The 20,313-nt window shown below is 73.5% G+C and carries 22 protein-coding genes; 11 read left to right on the forward strand and 11 right to left on the reverse strand.

The genetic code is table 11. From position 1 onward, the window contains the following. Window positions 1-237: 237 nt before the first annotated feature. The 5 genes from flgN (at window position 238) to FZ988_RS07400 (ending at window position 5,067) form a co-directional block, all read left to right on the forward strand. A complete protein-coding gene (gene flgN, locus FZ988_RS07380) occupies window positions 238-717 on the forward strand; it encodes a flagellar export chaperone FlgN (RefSeq protein WP_149203369.1) in 480 nt (159 codons plus the stop codon). 7 nt (window positions 718-724) lie between these two features. Continuing rightward, window positions 725-2,143, forward strand: coding sequence for a flagellar hook-associated protein FlgK (gene flgK, locus FZ988_RS07385; protein WP_149203370.1), 1,419 nt, complete (start codon window positions 725-727; stop codon window positions 2,141-2,143). A 3-nt stretch (window positions 2,144-2,146) separates the two neighbouring features. Further along, window positions 2,147-3,085: a flagellar hook-associated protein FlgL gene (flgL, locus tag FZ988_RS07390; protein ID WP_149203371.1), complete on the forward strand. Its 939-nt coding sequence runs from the start codon at window positions 2,147-2,149 to the stop codon at window positions 3,083-3,085. Then, entirely contained in the window at window positions 3,082-3,519 is a 438-nt protein-coding gene (fliW, locus tag FZ988_RS07395) for a flagellar assembly protein FliW (protein WP_149203372.1), read from the forward strand. Before flgL ends, fliW begins: the two co-directional genes overlap by 4 nt. 123 nt (window positions 3,520-3,642) lie before the next feature. After that, window positions 3,643-5,067, forward strand: a complete 1,425-nt coding sequence (locus tag FZ988_RS07400; RefSeq protein WP_149203373.1) for an EAL and HDOD domain-containing protein — start codon at window positions 3,643-3,645, stop codon at window positions 5,065-5,067. A 141-nt stretch (window positions 5,068-5,208) separates the two neighbouring features. Here FZ988_RS07400 and FZ988_RS18475 read toward each other — a convergent pair whose 3' ends face one another. Further along, window positions 5,209-5,376: a hypothetical protein gene (locus FZ988_RS18475; protein ID WP_188079020.1), complete on the reverse strand. Its 168-nt coding sequence runs from the start codon at window positions 5,374-5,376 to the stop codon at window positions 5,209-5,211. Continuing rightward, the gene (locus FZ988_RS07405; RefSeq protein WP_149203374.1) at window positions 5,373-6,038 is read right to left on the reverse strand and encodes a DsbA family oxidoreductase; all 666 of its coding nucleotides are present in this window, start codon (window positions 6,036-6,038) and stop codon (window positions 5,373-5,375) included. The genes FZ988_RS18475 and FZ988_RS07405 overlap by 4 nt, the downstream gene beginning before the upstream one ends. A 105-nt stretch (window positions 6,039-6,143) precedes the next feature. Here FZ988_RS07405 and FZ988_RS07410 point away from each other — a divergent pair, with 105 nt between their 5' ends. The 5 genes from FZ988_RS07410 (at window position 6,144) to FZ988_RS07430 (ending at window position 10,380) form a co-directional block, all read left to right on the forward strand. After that, window positions 6,144-6,980: an alpha/beta fold hydrolase gene (locus FZ988_RS07410; RefSeq protein ID WP_149203375.1), complete on the forward strand. Its 837-nt coding sequence runs from the start codon at window positions 6,144-6,146 to the stop codon at window positions 6,978-6,980. Further along, window positions 6,973-7,533, forward strand: a complete 561-nt coding sequence (locus FZ988_RS07415; protein WP_149203376.1) for a TetR/AcrR family transcriptional regulator — start codon at window positions 6,973-6,975, stop codon at window positions 7,531-7,533. Before FZ988_RS07410 ends, FZ988_RS07415 begins: the two co-directional genes overlap by 8 nt. 25 nt (window positions 7,534-7,558) lie before the next feature. Then, window positions 7,559-7,879, forward strand: a complete 321-nt coding sequence (locus FZ988_RS07420) for a helix-turn-helix transcriptional regulator (protein ID WP_149203377.1) — start codon at window positions 7,559-7,561, stop codon at window positions 7,877-7,879. Window positions 7,880-8,175: 296 nt separating this feature from the next. Further along, window positions 8,176-9,240: a TerC family protein gene (locus FZ988_RS07425; protein ID WP_149203378.1), complete on the forward strand. Its 1,065-nt coding sequence runs from the start codon at window positions 8,176-8,178 to the stop codon at window positions 9,238-9,240. A gap of 66 nt (window positions 9,241-9,306) precedes the next feature. Beyond that, window positions 9,307-10,380, forward strand: coding sequence for a winged helix DNA-binding domain-containing protein (locus FZ988_RS07430; RefSeq protein WP_149203379.1), 1,074 nt, complete (start codon window positions 9,307-9,309; stop codon window positions 10,378-10,380). Between the two features lie 67 nt (window positions 10,381-10,447). Here FZ988_RS07430 and FZ988_RS07435 read toward each other — a convergent pair whose 3' ends face one another. The 4 genes from FZ988_RS07435 to FZ988_RS07450 form a co-directional block, all read right to left on the reverse strand. Continuing rightward, on the reverse strand, window positions 10,448-12,016 hold the full coding sequence (locus FZ988_RS07435; protein WP_149203380.1) for an aspartate:alanine exchanger family transporter: 1,569 nt from the start codon (window positions 12,014-12,016) through the stop codon (window positions 10,448-10,450). A gap of 321 nt (window positions 12,017-12,337) precedes the next feature. Beyond that, window positions 12,338-12,544 (reverse strand): hypothetical protein, encoded by a 207-nt coding sequence (locus tag FZ988_RS07440; RefSeq protein ID WP_149203381.1) that lies wholly within the window; start codon window positions 12,542-12,544, stop codon window positions 12,338-12,340. 31 nt (window positions 12,545-12,575) lie between these two features. Further along, window positions 12,576-13,919 (reverse strand): MFS transporter, encoded by a 1,344-nt coding sequence (locus FZ988_RS07445; protein WP_149203382.1) that lies wholly within the window; start codon window positions 13,917-13,919, stop codon window positions 12,576-12,578. Between the two features lie 117 nt (window positions 13,920-14,036). Further along, window positions 14,037-15,044 (reverse strand): hypothetical protein, encoded by a 1,008-nt coding sequence (locus FZ988_RS07450; RefSeq protein WP_149203383.1) that lies wholly within the window; start codon window positions 15,042-15,044, stop codon window positions 14,037-14,039. 234 nt (window positions 15,045-15,278) lie between these two features. Between FZ988_RS07450 and FZ988_RS07455 the strand changes: the two genes are divergently transcribed. Continuing rightward, on the forward strand, window positions 15,279-15,875 hold the full coding sequence (locus tag FZ988_RS07455) for a hypothetical protein (protein ID WP_149203384.1): 597 nt from the start codon (window positions 15,279-15,281) through the stop codon (window positions 15,873-15,875). Window positions 15,876-15,887: 12 nt separating this feature from the next. Here FZ988_RS07455 and FZ988_RS07460 read toward each other — a convergent pair whose 3' ends face one another. The 5 genes from FZ988_RS07460 to FZ988_RS07480 all read right to left on the reverse strand — a co-directional run bounded on the left by FZ988_RS07460 (window position 15,888) and on the right by FZ988_RS07480 (window position 20,248). Continuing rightward, window positions 15,888-16,295: an OsmC family protein gene (locus tag FZ988_RS07460; RefSeq protein ID WP_149203385.1), complete on the reverse strand. Its 408-nt coding sequence runs from the start codon at window positions 16,293-16,295 to the stop codon at window positions 15,888-15,890. A gap of 106 nt (window positions 16,296-16,401) precedes the next feature. Further along, entirely contained in the window at window positions 16,402-17,160 is a 759-nt protein-coding gene (locus FZ988_RS07465) for an iron ABC transporter ATP-binding protein (RefSeq protein ID WP_149203386.1), read from the reverse strand. Further along, a complete protein-coding gene (locus tag FZ988_RS07470; RefSeq protein WP_246169302.1) occupies window positions 17,157-18,224 on the reverse strand; it encodes an iron chelate uptake ABC transporter family permease subunit in 1,068 nt (355 codons plus the stop codon). The genes FZ988_RS07465 and FZ988_RS07470 overlap by 4 nt, the downstream gene beginning before the upstream one ends. Further along, window positions 18,214-19,269 (reverse strand): ABC transporter permease, encoded by a 1,056-nt coding sequence (locus tag FZ988_RS07475; RefSeq protein ID WP_188079021.1) that lies wholly within the window; start codon window positions 19,267-19,269, stop codon window positions 18,214-18,216. The genes FZ988_RS07470 and FZ988_RS07475 overlap by 11 nt, the downstream gene beginning before the upstream one ends. A gap of 1 nt (window position 19,270) precedes the next feature. Beyond that, a complete protein-coding gene (locus tag FZ988_RS07480) occupies window positions 19,271-20,248 on the reverse strand; it encodes a siderophore ABC transporter substrate-binding protein (RefSeq protein WP_149203388.1) in 978 nt (325 codons plus the stop codon). Window positions 20,249-20,313 lie beyond the last annotated feature (65 nt).

Genomic DNA, 20,313 nt, shown 5'->3' on the forward strand with positions numbered 1-20,313 from the left:
GCACGGCGGGCCCCTCCCGGCGGTACGAGTTGCGCAGTTGCGTCCGATTCACATCCGGTGAACACGTGCCAACTCGGACATCCTCCTGTGATCTACGTCACATTCAGATCAAGAAGCCGCAGGTCAGGGGCCTCCCCGGAACTTCGTGCCAGGGATCGGTCACAATGACGAGGCGCCTGCCGATGGGCTGGGCTGGAACGCGCGAACGCAGATACCTAGACCCAAGGGGACGTCACGATGGGTTTGAACGAGCTCTCCGGGGTGCTCTGGCACGAACGCCAGCTCCTCGAGCTCCTGCTCTTCAAGCTGGAGGAGGAGCAGCTGATCCTCTCCAGCGGACGCACCCAGTGGCTCGGCCACGCGACGCGTGAGGTCGAGACCGTCCTCGACCAGATCCGCGGCGCCGAGCTGGGCCGCTCCATGGAGGCCGACGAGGCCGCCCGTGAGCTCCGGATCTCCAGCGGCGCCAGCCTCCTCGAGCTCGCGAAGCACGCGCCCGCACCCTGGGACGAGCTGCTCACCGAGCACCACGCGGCGTTCGTCTCCCTCACCGACCAGATCAACGGCCTCGCCGAGAGCAACCGCGACCTGCTCGCGACCTCGCACCGGGCCACCCAGGAGACCCTCATGAGCCTGCAGGAGAGCGTGCAGACGTACGACCCGCGCGGCGGTGCCGCGTCGGCGTCGGGCAGCATGCTCCTCGACCAGGCCCTGTGAGGGACGCATGAGCACCTTCTCCGGACTGAGCGGCGCCCTGTCGTCCCTCATCGCGCAGCGCCAGGCCCTCGAGGTCTCCGGCCAGAACGTCGCGAACGCCAAGACCGCCGGCTACACCCGCCAGCGCGCCGACATGACGTCGGTCCAGGCGCTCACGACGCCGTCGATGTTCTCCGCGGCGAACGGCGCCGGCAACGGCGTCCGGGTCAGCGGCATCACGCGCATGGGCGACGTGTTCCTCGACGCGCGCCTGCGCACCGAGACGTCCGCGGCGTCCTTCCAGGCCGCGCAGGCCAAGTCGCTCGACCGGCTCGAGACGCTCGTCACCGAGCCCTCCGACACCGGGATCACCGCGCAGCTCCAGACCTTCTGGTCCGGCTGGCAGGACGTCGGCAACGACCCCGACGACCCGGCCGCGCGGCAGACCCTCATCGGCAACGCCAAGGCGCTCATCAGCCAGATCGCGAGCGGCTACCGGGGCGTCGAGACGCAGTGGGCGCAGGCCCGCACCGAGGCCCAGTCGATCGTCACGCAGGTCAACACGACCGCGACGGCCGTCGCCGACCTCAACGAGCAGATCCGCGCGATCCAGGTCTCCGGCGGCTCGGCCAACGAGCTCGTGGACCAGCGCAGCCTCCTCGTGACCCAGCTCTCCTCGCTCGTCGGCGCCTCCGCCCGTGAGCGTGAGGACGGGACGATCGACGTCATGGTGGCCGGCAACGCGCTCGTCCGCGGCGTCAAGGCGACCGCGGTCCAGCTCTCCGGCCCCAGCTCGATGGCCGAGCTCGTCGCGACGCCCTCGGTGCCCGTGTCGCTCTCCTGGGGCACGACCCCGCCCACGCCGCTGTCGCTCCAGGGCGGCACGCTCGCGAGCCACATCTCGGTCCTCAGCCCCACGGGCTCGCTCATGAGCGCGGCCGACTCCTTCAACGACCTCGCGACGTCCCTCGAGACGTCCGTCAACGCGGTCCACCAGACCGGGACGACCCTCACCGGGGCCACGGGTGTCGACTTCTTCGTCGTCAACCCGGACGCGAGCCTGCCCAAGGCGCTGCGGCTCTCGACCATCAGCGACCCGGCCCAGGTGGCCGCCGCGGACGGCACCAAGGGAACCCTCGACGGGTCCATCGCCGACAAGGTGTCCCAGATCGTCAGCAAGGCCGGCGGACCGGACTCCGTGTGGCGCAGCTTCGTCGTCGACCTCGGCGTCCAGACGCAGGCCGCGACCCAGCGCGCCAAGGTCACCGAGGTCGCCCGGGCGACCGCCGAGAACCTTCAACTCTCCCAGGCGAGTGTCGATCTGGATGAGGAGTCGGTGAACATGCTCGCCTACCAGCGGGCCTACGAGGGCGCAGCACGTGTCCTGACCGCCATCGACGAGATGCTCGACGTGCTCATCAACCGCACCGGCGTGGTGGGGAGGTAACCCGTGATCAACCGCGTGACCCACCAGACGGTCCAGCGCTCGACCCTGGCCAACCTGCAGCTCAACCTCAGCAAGATGGCCGACCTGCAGTCGCGGATGTCCGGCGGCAAGATCATCACCAAGCCGTCCGACGACCCCGCCGGCACCGCCCAGGCGATGGCCCTGCGCACCGAGAAGCGCGCCGCGGAGCAGTTCACGCGCAACGCGGACAACGGTGCGACGTGGCTCAACACGATCGACACGGCGCTGTCGTCGTCGACGGCGCTGCTGCTCAAGGCCCGCAACCTCACCGTCCAGGGTGCCAACTCCGGCGCCATGGGCCCGGCCGCCCGCGAGGCGATCGCCAAGGAGCTCGACGGCCTGCGTGACGCGCTGCTCGACCAGGCGAACACCGACCTGCTCGGCCGCTCCGTCTTCGCCGGCACGTCGAACGCCGGGGTCGCCTACACCGTGACCCCCGCCGTGCCCGAGCAGCCCGGCCCGCCCGTGGTCCCCGCCGTCCCCGCGCAGTACACGTGGACGGGCTCGGCCAACGGGAGCGTCGAGCGTCGCCTCGCCCAGGACACCACGGTCCGCGTCGACGCCGACGGCAAGGCCGCGTTCGGCGACGGCGCCACCTCGGTGTTCGCGCTCATCGACACGATCGCCGCGGACCTGCGCGCCGGCACCGACGTCAGCGTCCACCTCGACACGATCGACGCGCGTCGCGACGCGATGCTCGGCGAAGCCGCCTCCGTCGGCACCCGGTACAACCAGATCGCGACCGCGAAGTCCAACCTCTCGAGCGACGTGCTCGCCCTCAAGACGCAGCTCTCCGCGGTCGAGGACATCGACCTCGCCGCGATCATCGTCGAGATCCAGGCCCAGGAGGTCGCCTACAAGGGCGCCCTCGGAGCCACCGCACGTGTCCTGCAGCCGACCCTGATGGACTTCCTCCGATGAGCGTGATGGTGGCCGACGGGCCGGCCGAGACCCACGACGTCCACGACGTCCTCGAGTTCCTCAGCCCGCCCCCGGGCCTGCGGGACCTGCGCCGCTTCACCCTCACCGCGCTCGACGAGCTCGGTCTGCTGTTCGCCCTGCGCGCCGTCGACGAGCCCGAGACGCGGCTCTTCCTCGTGCCGCCGCGCATCTACTTCCCCGACTACGAGCCGCACCTGGACCCGAGCGTCCGCGCGGACCTCGAGGTCGCCGACGGCGCGGACACCGTGCTCCTCGTCGTCGTGCACCCCGGCCAGGACGGCCGCCCGCCGACGGCGAACCTGCTCGCACCCGTCGTCGTCGACCCCGCCTCCGGGCGCGCCGTTCAGGTCGTGCTCGACGGCGACGAGTGGCCGCTGCGCGCACCCCTGTCCGCCGAGGGCTCCGCGGCCTGAGCCGCAGCCGGCGGCCCGGCGCGGGTGAACTCGCCCGTCCACGCGTTCCCGCGTGCCGAAACGGTCATGCGGGGCGCCGTTCCGCCGATGGTTCGACGACAACGACCAGGCCGAGGAGCGACCGTGCCGACTGTGCCCACCGTCCCGCCGCCCGCTGACCCCGCCGCCGTCGCGGCGCCGCAGGGTGTGCCTGCCGCGCCCGTGGCCGTGGCGCCCGTGCCCGCCGCGCCCGCGCCGGCTCCCGCCGCGCCCGTCGCGCCCGTGGCACCCGCCGCCGCGCACGTCGCCCCCACAGGTTCGACCACGGGACCCGTCGCCCTCCCGGGTGCGACCGTGCACCGGGACCCCGTGACGACGCTCGACGGCCACGTCGTCGGGTACTGCATCTCCGTCAGCATCCAGGCCGCCACGCCCGGCCGGCACGACGCCGCGCACCCCGCGGCCGCACCGGCGCCCGCGGACCTGCTGCACGCGCACTACATGGCTCTCGACCTGCCCAACCTCGTCGCCGACCGCTACGCGTTCCTGCCCGCGACCCAGCGCATGCTCGACGGGTTCGTGCCCGCGCCCGTCGTGCCCGGCCGCCTCGTCCTCGAGCTGCCCCTCGGGTTCGAGCACACGCCCGACGCCGTCCAGCGCGCCGCGGCGCTCCGTGCGCTCGGCATGGAGCTCGCGCTCCTCGACTACCGCGGGGGTGCCGAGCAGGAGGGCCTGCTCCCCCACCTCGGCTTCGTCGTCATCGACCCCGCGCCCCCTGGCCTGCCGCTGTCCGCGCTCGTGCACCACGTGCACGCCGCCGGCGCCCGGGTCCTCGCGGCCGACGTGCGCGACCCGCGCCTTCAGGACGAGTGCCGGGCCGCGGGCGTCGACGGGCTGCGCGGCGGCTACGGCGCGCGCGTCGAGGCACCCGACGGCCAGGTGCCCGCGGGCGGCTCCCGGGTGCTCCGTGCCGGCGAGCTCCAGTGCCTCGCGCTCATGCACCTGCTCGCGCAGCCGGACGTCGACTTCTCCGAGGTCGCCCAGGTGGTCGACACCGACCCCGTCCTGACGCTGCGCGTGCTGCACCTGGTCAACAGCGGAGCGTTCGGGCTCGCCCGCGAGGTCGACACCGTGCACCAGGCCGTCGTGCTGCTCGGCGTGCGCGAGGTCATCACGCTCGTGGCGGCGCTCATGCTCGACGCCCGCCCGGACGCCATGGACAGCCTGTGGTTCATCCTCGCAAGGTCCCTCACGTGCGAGGCGCTCGCCGACGACTCCACCGGCTACACGGTCGGCATGCTCTCGGCCCTGGCCCACCAGCTCGGGGTGCCCGCGGACGTGATCCTCGACAAGGTCGGTGTCTCCGCCGCCGTCGCCGAGGCCGTCCGCTCCGAGGCCGGTCCGCTCGGTGCGGTCCTCGCGGCCGTCCGCGCGCACGAGGACAAGGACACCGCCGGGGTGCTCGCCGCGGGGATGCTCCCCGCCGAGGTCTCCGCCGTGTACGTCCGCTGCGTCCGCGACGCGCTCGCCACGGCCCGCACCGTCACCCGCGCCCCCGCAACCTTCTGACACCCCCCGCCCCCGCCCCCCGACGCCGAGGTCGCACATCTGCAGCGAGCCCGCACATGCGCGAGTACGACCTCGGTGCGAACGTGCGACCTCGCGCGGTGCGGGGCGGTCAGGCCTGGGTCGCGTGTCGTACGGGTCCGGTCAGGCCGGCAGGGCGCACGCATCTCCCTCGCACGCGGCCGCCGAGGGGTCGCCCAGGGGGACGAGCGTGAGAGGGGCCGGCACGGCGCCCGTGTTGCTCGACGCCCCGGCGTCGGCCACCCCGGCCGTCGTCCCGTGGAGCGCGGTCGTCCCGACCGGCCCGGTCATGCGCCCACCCGGTCGCCCGCGGCCTGGCGCAGGCCCTGCTCGAACACCGTCGGGTCCTGCGCTCCGGAGACCCCGTAGCGACCGTCGATGACGTAGAACGGCACGCCGTTGATGCCGTACGCGCGGGCCTGCTCGAGGTCGGCGTCGACGGCGTCCGCGTACGTCCCCGCACGCAGGGCGGCGAGCACCTCCTCGCGGTCGAGGCCGACGTCGGCGGCGAGGTCGGCCAGGTCGGCGTCGTGCCCGACGTGGCGCCCCTCCTCGAAGTACGCGTGGAAGAGGCGCTCGGCCATGTCCAGCTGGAGCCCGTGCGCCTTGGCGAGGTGCAGCACCTGGTGGGCCTTGAGGGTCTTGGTGTGGCGCAGCGCGTCGAAGTCGTACGCCAGGCCCACGCTCTGCGCGATCGCGGTGACGCGCTCGAGCATCTGGCCGACCTGGTCGGCGGGGAGCCCCTTGTGCCCGGCGAGGAAGTCGACCTCGCTGCCCTCGAAGTCCACGGGCGTGTCGGGGGCGAGCTCGAACGAGTGGTACTCGACGTCGACGGGCAGGGCGTCGTCCGCCGCCGCGTAGCGCCGCAGGCCCTCCTCGAACTTCCGCTTGCCGATGAAGCACCACGGGCAGGCGATGTCGGACCAGATGTCGACGCGCAGGGATTCGCTCACGCCACGACCAACCCCACGGCCCCCCGCGGCATTCCACCCGGCCGTTGACGCGTCAGGCTATTGGCATTAGCCTCATCGCTATTGCTACTAGCCCAGGAGGCTCGCGTGACGACGTTCCTTGAGGTCGACGGGGGGCGGCTCGCCTACGACGTCGTCGGCGACGGCCCCCTGGTGGTGCTCGCCCACGGCATGGGCGACAACCGTGGGGTGTACCGGGAGCTGGCCGGGCTGCTGGCGGAGGGCGGGTACCGGGTCGCGAGCGTCGACCAGCGCGGCCACGGCGAGTCGAGCACCGGCTGGCCGTCCTACACGCGCACCGACTCGGCCGCCGACCTGCTCGCCGTCGTGCGGCACCTCGGCGGCCCAGCCGTGCTCGTCGGGCACTCGTTCACCGGCGGCTCCGTGACGATCGCGGCCGCCCAGGCGCCCGAGCTGGTGCGCGCGGTGGTCGAGATCGCCCCGTTCACGCGCGCCCAGAAGCCCGACCTGCGCGGCCTCCTGACGCACGCGCGCTACCGCAGGGGCATGCTGCTGCTCCTCGGGGCCGGCACGTTCCGCAGCGTGGGGCTGTGGACGCGGTACCTCGAGCACGCCTACCCGGGTGCGAGGCAGCCCGGCTTCGACGAGCACCTCGCCGCGCTCGACGCGGACCTGCGACGACCGGGGCGGATGGCCGTCGTCGGCCGCATGGGCATGTCGGCGCCCACCGACGCGGGCGCCCACCTGGGCGACGTCCGCAGCCCCGTGCTCGTCCTGGAGGGTTCGCTGGACCCCGACTGGGTGGACCCGCGCGCCGAGGGTGAGGGAGTCGTCGCCGCGATGCCGGCGGGCGTCGGCCGCGTCGAGGTGATCGAGGGCGCCGGCCACTACCCGCACGCCCAGCGCCCCACCGAGGTGGCCGCCCACGTCCTCGCGTTCCTCGAGGAGACCGCCCGTGCCTAGGGCTGCGCTCTCGACGGACGCGGTGGTCGACGTCGCGATGCGCCTGGTCGACGAGGAGGGCCCGGCCGCGCTGACCCTCGCGGCGGTGGCGACCCGCGCGGGCGTGGCGACGCCGTCGCTCTACAAGCACGTGCGCAGCCTCGCCGAGGTCCGTGCGCTCGTGTCCGTGCGGATCATGGACGAGCTCGCCGAGCGCATCGGGGAGGCCGTGCTGGGACGCTCGGCCGACGACGCGATCCGTGCGCTCATGGCGGCGTGGCGCGCGTACGTCGTCGAGCACCCACGCCGCTACACGGCGCTCGTCCAGGCGCCCGAGCCGGCCGTCGCGGAGGCCGGCGAGCGCGTCGTCGGCGTGCTGCTCGCCGCGCTGCGCGCGTACGGCCTGGAGGACGCCGACGCGGTCCACGCCGCCCGCTGCGTGCGCGCGGCCGTGCACGGGTTCGCGCTCCTGGAGGCCGAGCGCGCGTTCCAGCGGCCCGAGCGGCTCGACGAGTCGTACGCCCTGCTCGTCCACATGGTCGTGGCGGGGCTGCGCACCCCGGCCCACCCCTGAGCGCACCGCAGGTACAGTCCCGACAATGGCGACCATGACCTCCGACGTCGTCGAGCAGCCCGACGCCAGCCGCGGCTGGACGTTCCTGACGAACCACGCGCACGTGCTGGTGGCGATCGGCCGCGACCCGCACGTGCGGCTGCGTGACGTGGCCGAGCAGGTCGGCATCACGGAGCGCGCGGCGCAGAAGATCGTCGCGGACCTCGTCGACGCGGGGTACGTGAGCCGGGCCCGTGAGGGGCGCCGGAACACGTACACGGTGGCGCGTGACCGGCCGTTCAGGCACCCGCTCGAGGCTGGGCACCAGCTCGACGAGCTGCTCGCGGTGCTGGTGCCCCGCCGGTAGACATGCGAACTGTGGTTCGCTAATCTGGCTTCGCACGTTGAGGGGAGTACCTCACCTCGCCGCGTCGTCAGTACGGCCTCCCCAGCGGGGCCCGGCGCGGCGGAGCCGTCCGACGGCTCGAGGGAGACCTCGTCGCTCCTCGCCGAAGGACCCTCACTCGTGGCACCAGCACCGCTCGACCTGCGTCGACCCCCGCTCCCCCCTGCCGCACGCGTGCGGCGTCGTGCACCGCGGCCGTCGCCCCCGCCGGCCGCCCCTGCGCCCCGCACGCGGACCGCGCGTGAGGGGGCGGCCCGATGAACGTCCCCCTGTGGGGCTGGCTCGCCGTCCTGGGCGTCATCCTCCTCATGCTCGCGCTCGACCTCCTCGCCCACCGGCGCGCGCACGTGATCGGCGTGCGCGAGGCCGCCGGGTGGTCGGTGCTGTGGGTCACGTTCGGCGTCGCCTTCGGGGCGCTCATCTGGCAGGTGTACGGCGCGGACCTCGGCCAGCAGTACTTCGCGGGCTACCTGATCGAGAAGTCGCTGGCCGTGGACAACGTGTTCGTCTGGGCGATCATCTTCAGCCACTTCGCGGTCCCGCCGGCCTTCCAGCACCGCGTCCTGTTCCTCGGCGTGCTGGGCGCGCTCGTGTTCCGCGGCGCCTTCATCGCAGCCGGCTCCGTCCTCATCGCCAGCTTCTCCTGGGTGCTCTACCTGTTCGCGGCGTTCCTCGTCTACACCGGCATCAGCATGCTGCGGCGCCGCAACGAGCACCTGGACCCCGAGGCCTCGCGCACGCTCCGCCTGTTCCGCCGGTACGTGCCGATGACCGACGCCTACCACGGGCAGCACATGCTCATCCGGAAGGGCGGCGTCGTGCTGGCCACGCCCCTCCTCGCCGTCCTCGTCCTCATCGAGGTCACCGACATCGTCTTCGCGGTCGACTCGATCCCGGCGATCTTCGCCGTCACGGACGAGACGTTCCTCGTGTTCACGGCCAACGCCTTCGCGATCCTGGGCCTGCGCGCCATGTACTTCCTGCTCGCCGACCTCATCCACCGGTTCGTGTACCTCAAGATCGGCCTGGCGCTCGTGCTCATCTGGGTCGGCATCAAGATGCTGCTCAAGGTCGACGTCCTCTACGTGCCCACCACGATCTCCCTCGCCGTGATCGTGACGCTCCTCGCCGGCTCCGTCGGCGCAAGCCTGTGGGCGACGCGCGGTCAGGAGCGGCGCGGCCCGGAGTCCCCCGTCGACCCGCCGTTCGGCACCGCCACGGACGAGGAGGTCGCCTCGCTCGAGCCGCTGTGGCGCCGACGCCGGGAGGCGCGCAGCCAGGAGCCGGTCGGGACGCGCCGCGACGGCCCGGACGCCGGATGACGCGCAGGACGCCGGATGACGAGCTCGGTGGTGCGCGGTGTCGGTGCCGTCTGGCACCGTCGAGCCATGCCGACGACGACCGTCCCCGACGCGCAGCGCGAGATCTCCCTGCTGCGCCTGGTCGCGCAGGGGGTCGTCGGGCGGCGCGAGACCCCGCGGGAGGTCGTCGCGCGCCTCACCGCGGTCCAGGCGCAGGACGAGGCGGGCGCCCAGCTCTCGATCGCGCTGCGGGCCGGGGTGCCCCGGTCCGCAGTGGTGGCGGAGTACGACGCCGGCACCGTCGTCCGCTCCTGGACGCAGCGCGGGACGCTGCACGCGGTGCTCGCCGAGGACCTCCCGTGGATGGCGGAGCTGATGAACGTGCGGCCCATGGCCGCGCAGGCGAAGCGGCGACCCCAGCTCGACCTGGACGCGTCGCACGTGGCGCGCGCGAACGACGCGACCGTCGCGGCCCTGCGCGGGGGCGGCCGCCTGGCACGGGCGGAGCTCATGGCGGCGTGGGCGGACGCCGGGCTCGAGACGTCCGGGGGCCGCGGCTACCACCTGCTCTCCACCCTCGGCCACGCGGGCCTCGTGTGCTTCGGCCCGACCCGGGACGGCGAGCAGCTCATCGTGCTCGTCGAGGAATGGGTGCCCGCGCCCCGCACGCCCACGCGTGAGGAGGCGCTGCGTGAGCTCGCGCTGCGCTACTTCCTGGGCCACGGCCCGGCGACCGTGCCAGACCTGGTCCGCTGGACGGGCCTCACGGCCAAAGACGCCCGCGCCGGGTTGGCGCTCGCTCTCGACAAGCTCGCGACGCTCGAGGTCGACGGCGTGACGTACTACCTCGATCGCACGATCCCGGCGTTGCTCGAGAAGCACCGCGCCGCCGCCGAGGCCACGCTCCTGCTGCCCGGCTTCGACGAGATGGTGCTGGGCTACGCCGACCGGACGGCAACGGTCCCGGCGCCCTACGCCGACCTCATCGTCCCCGGACGGAACGGGGTGTTCCGGCACACGGTCGTCGACCGCGGGGTCGTGGTCGGTGCCTGGCGCGCCGTCGGCTCCGGCCGCAACCGACGCGTCGAGGTCGAGGCGTTCGAGGACCTCACCCCGGCGGTGACCGAGGCGGTGCCGGCGCTCTTCGCGGCGCTCCCCTGACGTCGCCGCGGCACGCCGCACGACCTCGCCCTCGCCCTCGCCCTCGCCCTCGCCCTCGCCCTCGCCTTCAGAGCGTGACGAGCACCTGCACCAGCAGGATCTTGACGATGATCCCGAGCGCGAACAGCGCGGCGTAGCCCGCCTCGACACGCTCGTCGACGACCCGGCTGCTCGCATACGCGAGGATCGCGGGCTGGCCGATCAGGCCCGCGAGCGCCCCCGCCGCCCGCGGTGCGCTGACGCCGACCACCCGCGCTCCCACGAGGAACAGGCCGCACGTGACCCCCACAACGACCGCCGCGACGAGCACGACCCGCAGGCCCGTGGCCGTCAGCGCCTCCGCCGCGAACGCCTGCCCCGACGCCAGGCCGACCGCGGCGAGGAACAGCAGGAGCCCGAGCTGCCGGATCGTCAGGTTGGCGGCCTGCGGCATGCCCCACACGAGCCGCCCCGTGCGCTCGGCACGTCCCAGGACCATGCCGACGACGAGGGGCCCGGCCGCGGCACCCAGCGCGAACGAGCCACCGCCCGGGAGCGGGATGCTCACCAGGCCCGCCAGGAGCCCGAGCGCGAGCCCGAGCCCGACCGTCACCGCGTCGATCTCGGACACGCGCCGCTCGGAGTCGCCGAACAGCGCGCGCGCCTCGTCGAGGTGCTCACGGGGCACGACGGCGAGGACGCGGTCCCCGAGCTCGAGCGTGAGGTCGTCGCGGGCGAGGAGGTCGAGGTCGCCGCGGCGCACGCGCGTGACCACGCCGTCGAACCTGCCGGGGACGTCGAGCTCCGCGACGGTGCGCCCGGCGACACGGCGGTCCGACACGACGAACCGCTGCGTCTCGACGACCGTCCGGTCGTCGGCCAGGTGCTCCTCCACGCGATGCCCGAGGTGCGCGACGGCGTCGTCGACCGCCGTGCGTGGCCCGACCACGACGACCTGGTCCCCGGGCCGCAGCTCCTCGTCGGGCCCCACCACGCGCATCCGGCCGTCCCGCGCGAGGTAGGACATGCGGACACCGCCGACGGCGAAGCCAGGGACGTCGTCGAGCCGCGTGGGCCGCTCGACCTCGGCGGTCACGGCCTCGAGCCCGACGCCGGCCGCGGGCTCCGGGTCCCGTCGCGCCGGCCAGGTGCGGCTCACCGTGAGGGCGACGAGCACGATCGCGATCGTCACGCCCACGGGGTAGGCGAGCGAGTAGCCGACGGCGGGCTCGTCGGTCCCGGTCGCGGCGGTCGCGGCCGCCAGGGCGGGCGTGGAGGTGAGCGCGCCCGTGTAGGCGCCGGCCCGGAGCGCGCCCGACAGGCCGCCGACGGCGCCGAGGACCGCGGCCGACGCACCGGCGACCGCGAGCGCCGCGACGCCCACACCCATGAGGGGCAGCTGGCGGCGCAGGTCACGGAAGAACGTGCTGCCGGCCGCGAGCCCCACCGTGTACACGAAGAGCGCGAGGCCGAGCGTCTGGACGAGCCCGAGGTTCTCGCCGAGCCGCGCGTCGGCGGCCCCCAGCGCGAGGCCAACGAAGAGCGCGCCGGCCGCGCCGAAGCGGATGGGCCCGAAGGGCACGGCGCCGAGCAGGGTCCCGAGCGCGACGACGAGGAACAGGGTGAGGAGCGGGGAGGAGGCGAGCACGTCGAGCACACCCCGACGTTAGGCCCTGTGCGTGCGGCCGGGCGCCGGCGCTTCTGCGTCATCCGTCACAGGGCCGCCGCACCGCCCCGCGAGATCGCACACCCGCACCGAGGTCGCACTCGCGCCAGTGCGACCTCGGTGCAGATGTGCGGGTTCGCGCTCAGACGAGCCCTGAGGTGGGCGCTCAGGCGGGCCGGGTCAGCGGGCCGGGTCGGGTCAGCGGGCCGGGTCGGGCCGGGTCAGCGGGCCGGGTCGGGCGGGTCAGCGGGCCGGGTCGGGCCGGGTCAGCGGGCCGGGTCGGGCCGGGTCAGCGGGCCGGGTCGGGCCGGGTCAGCGGGCCGTGTCACGCATGGGGATCCCGAACGCGATGCCGCTGACCAGGAGGCCGCCGGCGAAGACGAGGCCGTTGCCGTTGGTCACCCCGGAGCCCATGAGCCAGAAGCCCGCGAGCAGGGCCGCGAGGCACACCAGGAACATCACGACCCGGGTGGGCTCGGGGTGGGTCGTGTACGCGTCGTCGTCCTCGTAGTCGTTCATGCGGGCTCCTCGGGTGCGGGTAGCGACGACGCTACGGACCCTCCTGCGGGCGCGCACCTCGGGCGGCGGCGTCGGACGCGGGGCCGTCGTCGTCCGGCCCCTCGTCGCCTGATCCGTCGTCCTCGGCGAGGGTGTCACCGTCCGCAGGGTCCTCATCGGCGTGCGCGATGTGCCGCAGCTGCCGCCAGATCAGCACGACGAACACGGCGGACCCGACGAACGCGAACCAGAAGGGCGCGGTCACACCCCAGCGCTCGGCGAGCACCCCGCCGACACCGGAGCCGACGACGAGCCCGCCGAACACACCGACCATGTTCACGCTGCCGACCCGCCCTTGGAGCGGTGCGGGGACCGCGCGCTGGCGCACGGTGATCGACGTCGTGCCCCACACGAACGCGTGCGCCCCGAAGACGAAGAAGATGGCCATCGCGACCCACGGCCGCGTGGTCAGGGCGAGACCGAGGTGCGTGAACGTCTCGATGACGAGGCCGATGCGCATGAGGTTGCCGAGGGTCACGCGGCGGGTGATCCACCCGTAGGCGGCAGTGCCCACGAGGCCGCCGACGGCGCTGACGGTCGTCAGGAGCCCGTAGCCGATCTCGCCCATCCCCAGGCGTCGGGTCGCGTAGAGCACGAGCACCGACCACGCGGCCCCGAACGTGATGTTGAACGTGAAGATGGTCAGGACGAGGGTGCGCACGGCCGCGTGGTGCCGCACCCAGCGGAAGCCCTCGGCGATGTCGTGCCGGATGTGCGTGCGCTCGGCATGCTCGCGCCGGTGCCGCGGCAGGCCGATGCGGGCGACGAGCACCGCCCCGAGCCCGACGACGACGCCCTGGGTCGCGAACGGCCAGACGGTCCCGAGGGCGAACAGCGCGGCGCCGATCGGCGGGCCCGCGAGCTGGTTGACGGTGATGAATCCCGTCTGCAGCCGCGCGTTGGCGACCGCGAGGTCCTCACGCCGCACGAGCATCGGCAGCAGCGTCTGCGAGGAGTTGTCCGCGAACACCTCGGCGGTGCCGAGCACGAAGAGGGTCGCGAGCACGAGGACGATCGAGACGTGGCCGGTCGCGACGGTCACCGCGAGGACGGCGAGCACCACGGCCCGCAGCACGTCGACGGTGACGACGATGAGCCGACGGTCGAGCCGGTCGGCCAGCGCGCCCGCGAACAGTCCGAACAGGAGCGGCGGCAACCACTGCAGGGTCGCGGCGAGGGCGACGAGGCGCGCGTCCTGAGTGAGCGAGGCGACGAGGAGCGGGCCGGCGGCGATCGCGATCCCGTCGCCCAGGTTGCTGACCCACGACGACGCGAGGAGCCAGCGGAACCCGACGCCCAGGCGGGCGGGCACCACGGTCTCCACGAGTCGGCTCACAAGCGCGTGATGCTAGTCCCGGCCGCGGTCCAGGGGCCCCGGAGAATCCGGTGGCCGTGGCCGCTCGCGTCGGCCGGGACCCCCCGGGGGGGCGGGTCCCGGCCGAACGCCGACCGGTCAGGAGGTGAAGATGGCGTGCCCCCGCGTGCCGAGCGGGTTGATGTCGTACGTGAGCTCGCTCGGGTCGGTCAGGACGAGGAGGACGTCACCGGTCCAGGTCCCGCCGTTCGGGATGTGCCCGATGCCGAAGTAGCCGCCCTCCTTGCCCTTCTTCCAGTCGTTCGCGAAGCCCGTGAGCTTGCTCACGTCCTCGCCACCGACGGCGAACGTCCCCGGGGAGTTCACGTCGATGCGGTTTCCGCTCTCGTTGGTCACGACGATGGTGACCTCGTAGATCTCCCCCTCGGAGCCGATCTCCGTCGTCACTGTGTCCGAGCTGTAGGGCTTCGGCTCGCTCGCCGTGACGCTGATCCCGTCGGACCACGTGTGCGTCTCGCCGAAGGCGAGCGTCACGTCCTCCTCGTCGGCCTCGCCCGGGCCCGAGGGCTCACCCGTGTTGTTGAGCTGGTTGGCCGTGGCGAACGCGATCGGGGCACCGAGGTCGATGCTGAGCTCGACCGACACGTCGTCCGTGTCGCTCAACCACGCGTTGACGTCGCCCTCGAAGGTCTGCCCGGGCTCGAGCACGCCGAAGTCGACGTTGCTCGGGTAGTCGATGAAGCGAGCCGACCGCCCTGCGGCGACGACGTTCGTGCCGGGCTTCATCGCCGCCTCGTAGACCTCCGTGCCCGTGTTCGTGATGCTGACGGCGAACGCGTAGGGCTTGGTGCCCTCCGGGCCGGTCTCGGTCGTCTGCGTCGGCTCCGGTGCCTCGATGACGATCTCGAGGCCGCGGTCGTCGAGATAGGGCTCACCGAACTCCGTCTCCGGGACGATGTCGTTGGGGTCCCCGTCGAACTCCGCGGGCTCCTCGTCCGGGGTCGCCTCGGCCGTGTCGGAGGACTCGTCCGCGGTCGGCGCCTCTGCGTCACCACCACCGCACGCGGCGAGCGAGAGCGCGAGGGCGCCGGTCGCGGAGAGGACGAGCACGGACCTGGGACGGCGCATGGTGGAGGTACGGCGCATGAGGAAGGGACACCCCTGAGGTTGGGTCGCTGCCGGCCCCGGTCCGCTCCCGTGCGGCACGGGTGGTCCAGGCGTCGTTCAGGAACGTGCTGGCCCCCGTGCCGGCTGCGTGTGGTCGTCGGGGGCCGCGGTCAGGGTAGCGGTGCCGCGCACCGCACGCGCAGGTCAGGACGACGGGCCCGCGCCCCCTCGGTGACCGCTCGGTACCCTTCGTGCGGCGTGAAGGAGGCCACGATGCACGGGGACCCGACGGTGGGCGGGCGGTCCGAGCCGCCCACCCGCGCGTTCAGCGAGCGCCTGGCCCCGCTCGGCAGCTACATCGCCTTCGAGCAGCAGGCCGTCGTGGGCCTGCGCGACGTGCCCGTGGGCGAGCCGCCGTGGCCGGCGCCAGGGAACCCGATGCTCGCGTGGTTCGTCGGCGGCGCGGTCGACCGCGCCGCGGCCGAAGGACCGGGCGCCGCGATCCTCGACCTCGTGGTGCACGCGTGGCGCGAGGGCGGCATCGACTGGGAGCGCCGGGTCGTGGACGGCGAGCAGGCCGGTCCGGCCACCGCGTGGCCCGGCGAACCGCTCGCGGACGTCGAGCGGCACGCCCGAGCGCACCTGGCTCAGGAGCCCCCCGGCGCACGCGCGCTGCGTGCGTTCCCGGCCGGTGCCTCACCCTGGCCGCAGGACGGCGTCGTCATGCTCGAGTACCTCGTCGCTGCGGCCGTCGAGGCGCTGCAGGACGGTGACGGCCTCCCGGACGTGCTGCTCAACCTCGGCACGCAGGCGTGGCGCGAGGGCGGGACTGCGCGCGCGGCACACCTTGCGGGTCCGCCGGCGCCCTGATCGGGCCGACCGTCACGTGGGCTGTGGCGCTGGCTCCCGCTCCACCGGCGCCCCTGCCCTGATCGCGCGGGGGATCTCGGCGACACGGTCGACCACCTCGAGAAGATGCTCGACGTCGTCGGCCGAGGCTGAGGTCTCGACCGCGACCGTGTACGTGATCCCCGTGGACGCCCAGGCGTCGTCGAAGCCCCCACGCGCAGTGACACGGGCGCCGCGGAGCTCGATGCCCAGCGCCTGGGCCTCCCGGTAGAGGTCGTTCAGCACGCAACCGGCAGCGGCGACGTGCAGCAGGTGCGCTCCCGCGAACGGTGCCTCGACGGTGACGCCCTCGGCGCTCCAGCGATGCGGGGCCGACCATGCCTCAGGTGCCGAGGAGCGCAGGTCCCCGGCCCCCACCACGACGGCGTACGTCTCCGACATGCGCCTCCGCCTCTCGCCATGTGCGACGACCCACGGGCCCGTTGCTCGCCGACGGTACCGACCACGCACCGCCACCGGAAGACCGTCGAGCCCCGCGCCCTGCCGCTCAGAGCACCGGCACCGCCACGGGCCGGCCGTCGAGGTGGTGCACCGTGAGCTCGAGGTCGTAGACGTCCCGCAGCACGTCGGTCCGCATGAGCTGCGACGGTGGGCCCTGGTGGACCACGACGCCGTCGCGCATCGCGACCACGACGTCGCTGTACGCGGCGGCCACGTTGACGTCGTGCAGCACGACGACGACGGTGCGGCCGAGCTCGTCCGCGGCCCGCCGGAGCAGGCGCATCATGGCGACGGCGTGGCGCAGGTCCAGGTTGTTCAGGGGCTCGTCGAGGAGCACGTAGTCGGTGCCCTGGCACAGCACCATCGCGACGAACGCGCGCTGCCGCTGCCCGCCGGAGAGCTCGTCGAGGTAGCGGTCGGCGAACGCCTCGAGCTCGAGGAAGGCGAGCGCCTCGACCACGTGGCGCTCGTCGTCGGGCGTGGGGCGGCCCTTGCTCCACGGGTAGCGGCCGAACCCGACGAGGTCGCGCACCGTCAGACGCGCCGTGAGGTGGTTGTCCTGCCTGAGCACGGACAGGCGCCGGGCGAGCACGTCGCCGGGGGTGCGGTGCACGTCGAGTCCGTCGACCGTGACGGTCCCGCCGTCGAGCTCGAGGAGCCGGGCCACGCAGGAGAGCAGCGTGGACTTGCCCGCGCCGTTCGGCCCGATGATCGAGGTGACGCCCCCGGGCGCGAGCTCGAGGTCGACCCCGTCGACGACGCGCGTGGCCCCGTACGCCTTGACGGCGCCGCTGACCCGGATCATCGGCGGCCCTCGCGGACCAGCAGGGACAGGAGCACAAGACCTCCGAGGAGCTCGACGACGACGCTCAGCGCGGTGTCCAGCCCGAGCATGTGCTCGAGCACCGCCTGACCGCCGACGAGGGTGATCGCCGCGACCATCGCCGCGGCGGGGAGCACGTGCCGGTGCCGGTGGCTGCCGACGACCCGGTACGCGAGGTGCGCGACGAGCAGCCCGAAGAACGTGACGGGCCCGACGAGCGCGGTCGAGACCGACACGAGCACGGCGACGACCACGAGGACCCGTGTGACGGCCCGCTGGTGTTCGACGCCGAGGGCCGTCGCCGTCGGACGGCCGAGCAGGAGCACGTCGTAGGCGTGCCGCCCTCGCCACGCGACCACCGACGCAGCCCCGACGAGCACCGCGGCGACGCCGAGCAGCTCGGTGTCCACGGCGTTGAAGCTCGCGAACAGCGCGTCCTGGAGCACCGCGAACTCGTTGGGGTCGATGAGGCGCTGAAGGAACGAGGAGACGCTGCGGAACAGCACGCCGAGCACGATCCCGGCGAGCAGCAGCAGGTGCAGGCTGCGGCGCGCGCCGGTGAACAGCCAGCGGAACAGCACCCCGGCGAAGCCGACCATCAGGAGCACCTCGACGCCGAACCGCAGGTGCGGGTCCACCGCCGCGAGCCGCGCCGAGCCGATCGTGAACACCAGCGTCGTCTGGAGCACCACGTACAGCGCGTCGAACCCCATGATCGACGGGGTCAGGATGCGGTTCTCGGTGACCGTCTGGAACAGCACGGTGGACACACCGATCGCGTACGCGACGAGCAGGAGCGCGAGCACCTTGACCCCGCGGAACGGGAGCACGAACGCCCACGCGCCCCGGGCGTCGACCGTCATGAACGCGGCGACCGCGACGGCCAGGAGCACGCCGAGCCCCACCAGGACGCGCCCCGGGCGGCGGTCACGGGCCGCTGTTGCATCGGCGGGCCGGGCGGGACCGCTGTCCGACGACGACGACGACGACGGTCGAGGCGTGGCGGTCACGGTCCCGCGGCCGGCGCCGCCCAGGTCAGGCGACACGGGCATCCCTGCGCAGCAGGAGGTGCAGCAGCGCCACGCTCCCGACGACGCCCACCACGACCCCGACCGGCACCTCGTACGGGTACCGCACGACGCGCCCGACGAGGTCGCACACGAGCACGAGGCCGGCGCCGAGCACGGCGACCCACGGCGCGGTCCGCCGCACGTCGTCCCCGAGCAGCCGCGAGACCACGTTGGGCACGACGAGCCCGAGGAACGGCACGATGCCGACGGTGACCACGACGACGGCGCTCACGAGCGACACGAGGACGAGCCCGAGGTTCATCACGGCCCGATAGCTGAGCCCGAGCGTCGTCGCGACGTCGCGCCCCATGCCCGCGACGGTGAAACGGTCGGCGGCGAGGTAGGCGACGAGAGTGAGCGCGAAGGCGACCCACAGCAGCTCGTAGCGGCCGCGCAGCACTCCCGAGAAGTCGCCGGTCGTCCAGGCGCCGAGGGACTGCAGCAGGTCGGTGCGGTACGCGACGAACGTGGTCGCGGCGCTGATCACCCCTCCGAGCATGAGCCCGACGAGCGGCACCACGAGCACGGACCGCAGCGGCACGGCGCGCAGCACGCGCAGGAAGAGGGCGGTGCCCGCGAGCGCGAACGCCGCAGCGACGCCCATCTTCGCCATGAGGGGTGCGCCGGGTGCGACGAGCGTGACGACGAGGATGCCGAGCACAGCGGACTCGACGGTCCCGGCCGTGGACGGCTCGACGAACCGGTTCCGCACGAGCACCTGCATGAGCATCCCCGCGACGGCCATGCCCGTTCCCGCGAGGAGCACCGCGACGGTACGCGGGACCCGCGAGACGAGCAGCACGACGAGGTCGTCGCGGCCCGCGGCGCCCGACGCCCCGGTGAGCGCCGCGAGCACGTCGCCCGGGGAGAGCGCCGACACCCCGACGAACAGGCTGACGACCGAGAGCGCGACGACGCAGGCCACCGCCCACCCGAACGCGACCCGACGGCCGCCCCGCGTGGGGGTGGCCGTCGGGGCGGGTGCCGTCGGCGTGACGGGCCGTGCAGGTGCGAGCGTCACGTCAGCCGAGGGCCGTCGTGATCTCGTCGACCATGCGCGAGAGCGTGCCGAGGCCGCCGTTGACGATGTACCAGTCGACGGAGTCGACGTAGACGACCTGGTCGCTGGACCAGGCGGTGGTGCCCGCGACGAGCTCGTTCTCGAGCACCTGGGCGGCGGCCGCACCGGACTCCCCCACGGCGACGTCGCGGTCGACGACGACGAGCCAGTCCGGGTTCGCCTCGGCGATGAACTCGAAGCTCACGGCCTCGCCGTGCGTCGCGGCCTCCACGTCCTCGATGGCGGGGGTGAGGCCGAGCTCGTCGTGGACGAACCCGAAGCGGGACCCCGGCCCGTAGGCGGTGACCTCGCCGCCGGCGGTCATGACGACGAGGCCGGTCCCGGCGTCGGCGGTGATCTCCTTCGCGGCCTCGATGTCGGCGCCGAGCTGGGCGACGATCTCGGCGACCTCGTCCTCCTTGTCGAAGATCTGGCCGAGGATCGCGGCGTTCGCCTCGACGCTGCCCCGGAAGTCGGCCCAGTCGTTGGAGAGGTCGATCGTGGGGGCGATCTTCTCGAGCTCGGGCAGGGCCTCGGCCGAGCGGCCCGCGACGATGATCAGGTCGGGCGCCGCAGCGTTGACCGCCTCGTAGTCGGGCTCGAACAGCGTGCCGACGTCGAGCATGTCGGGCGTGTCGAAGTCGGCGAGGTGGCCGGGGAGGTTGGACTTCGGCAGGCCGTCGACCTCGACGCCGAGCTCGGTCAGGGTGTCGAGGGTCGCGAGGTCGAACGTGAGGACCGTCTCGGGGTTCACGGGGACCGTGGTCTCCCCCTGCGCGTGGGTCACGCTGATCTCGGTGGGCACCTCCTGCGCCGTCACCTCGGCCTCGCCCGCGGGCTCGACCTCCTCGGGCGTGGAGGCGCAGGCGGTGAGCGCGAGGGTGGACAGGACGACTGCGGCGAGGCCGCGGCCGGTCGCCTGCGGGCGGTGCGTGGACATGGGGCTCCGTTCGGGCGGGACTGTGGACGGGTGTCGAGACGAGGAGACCCTGGACGGGTCGAGGT

This window comes from Actinotalea subterranea (genome assembly GCF_008364845.1).
Taxonomy (GTDB): Bacteria; Actinomycetota; Actinomycetes; order Actinomycetales; family Cellulomonadaceae; genus Actinotalea; species Actinotalea subterranea.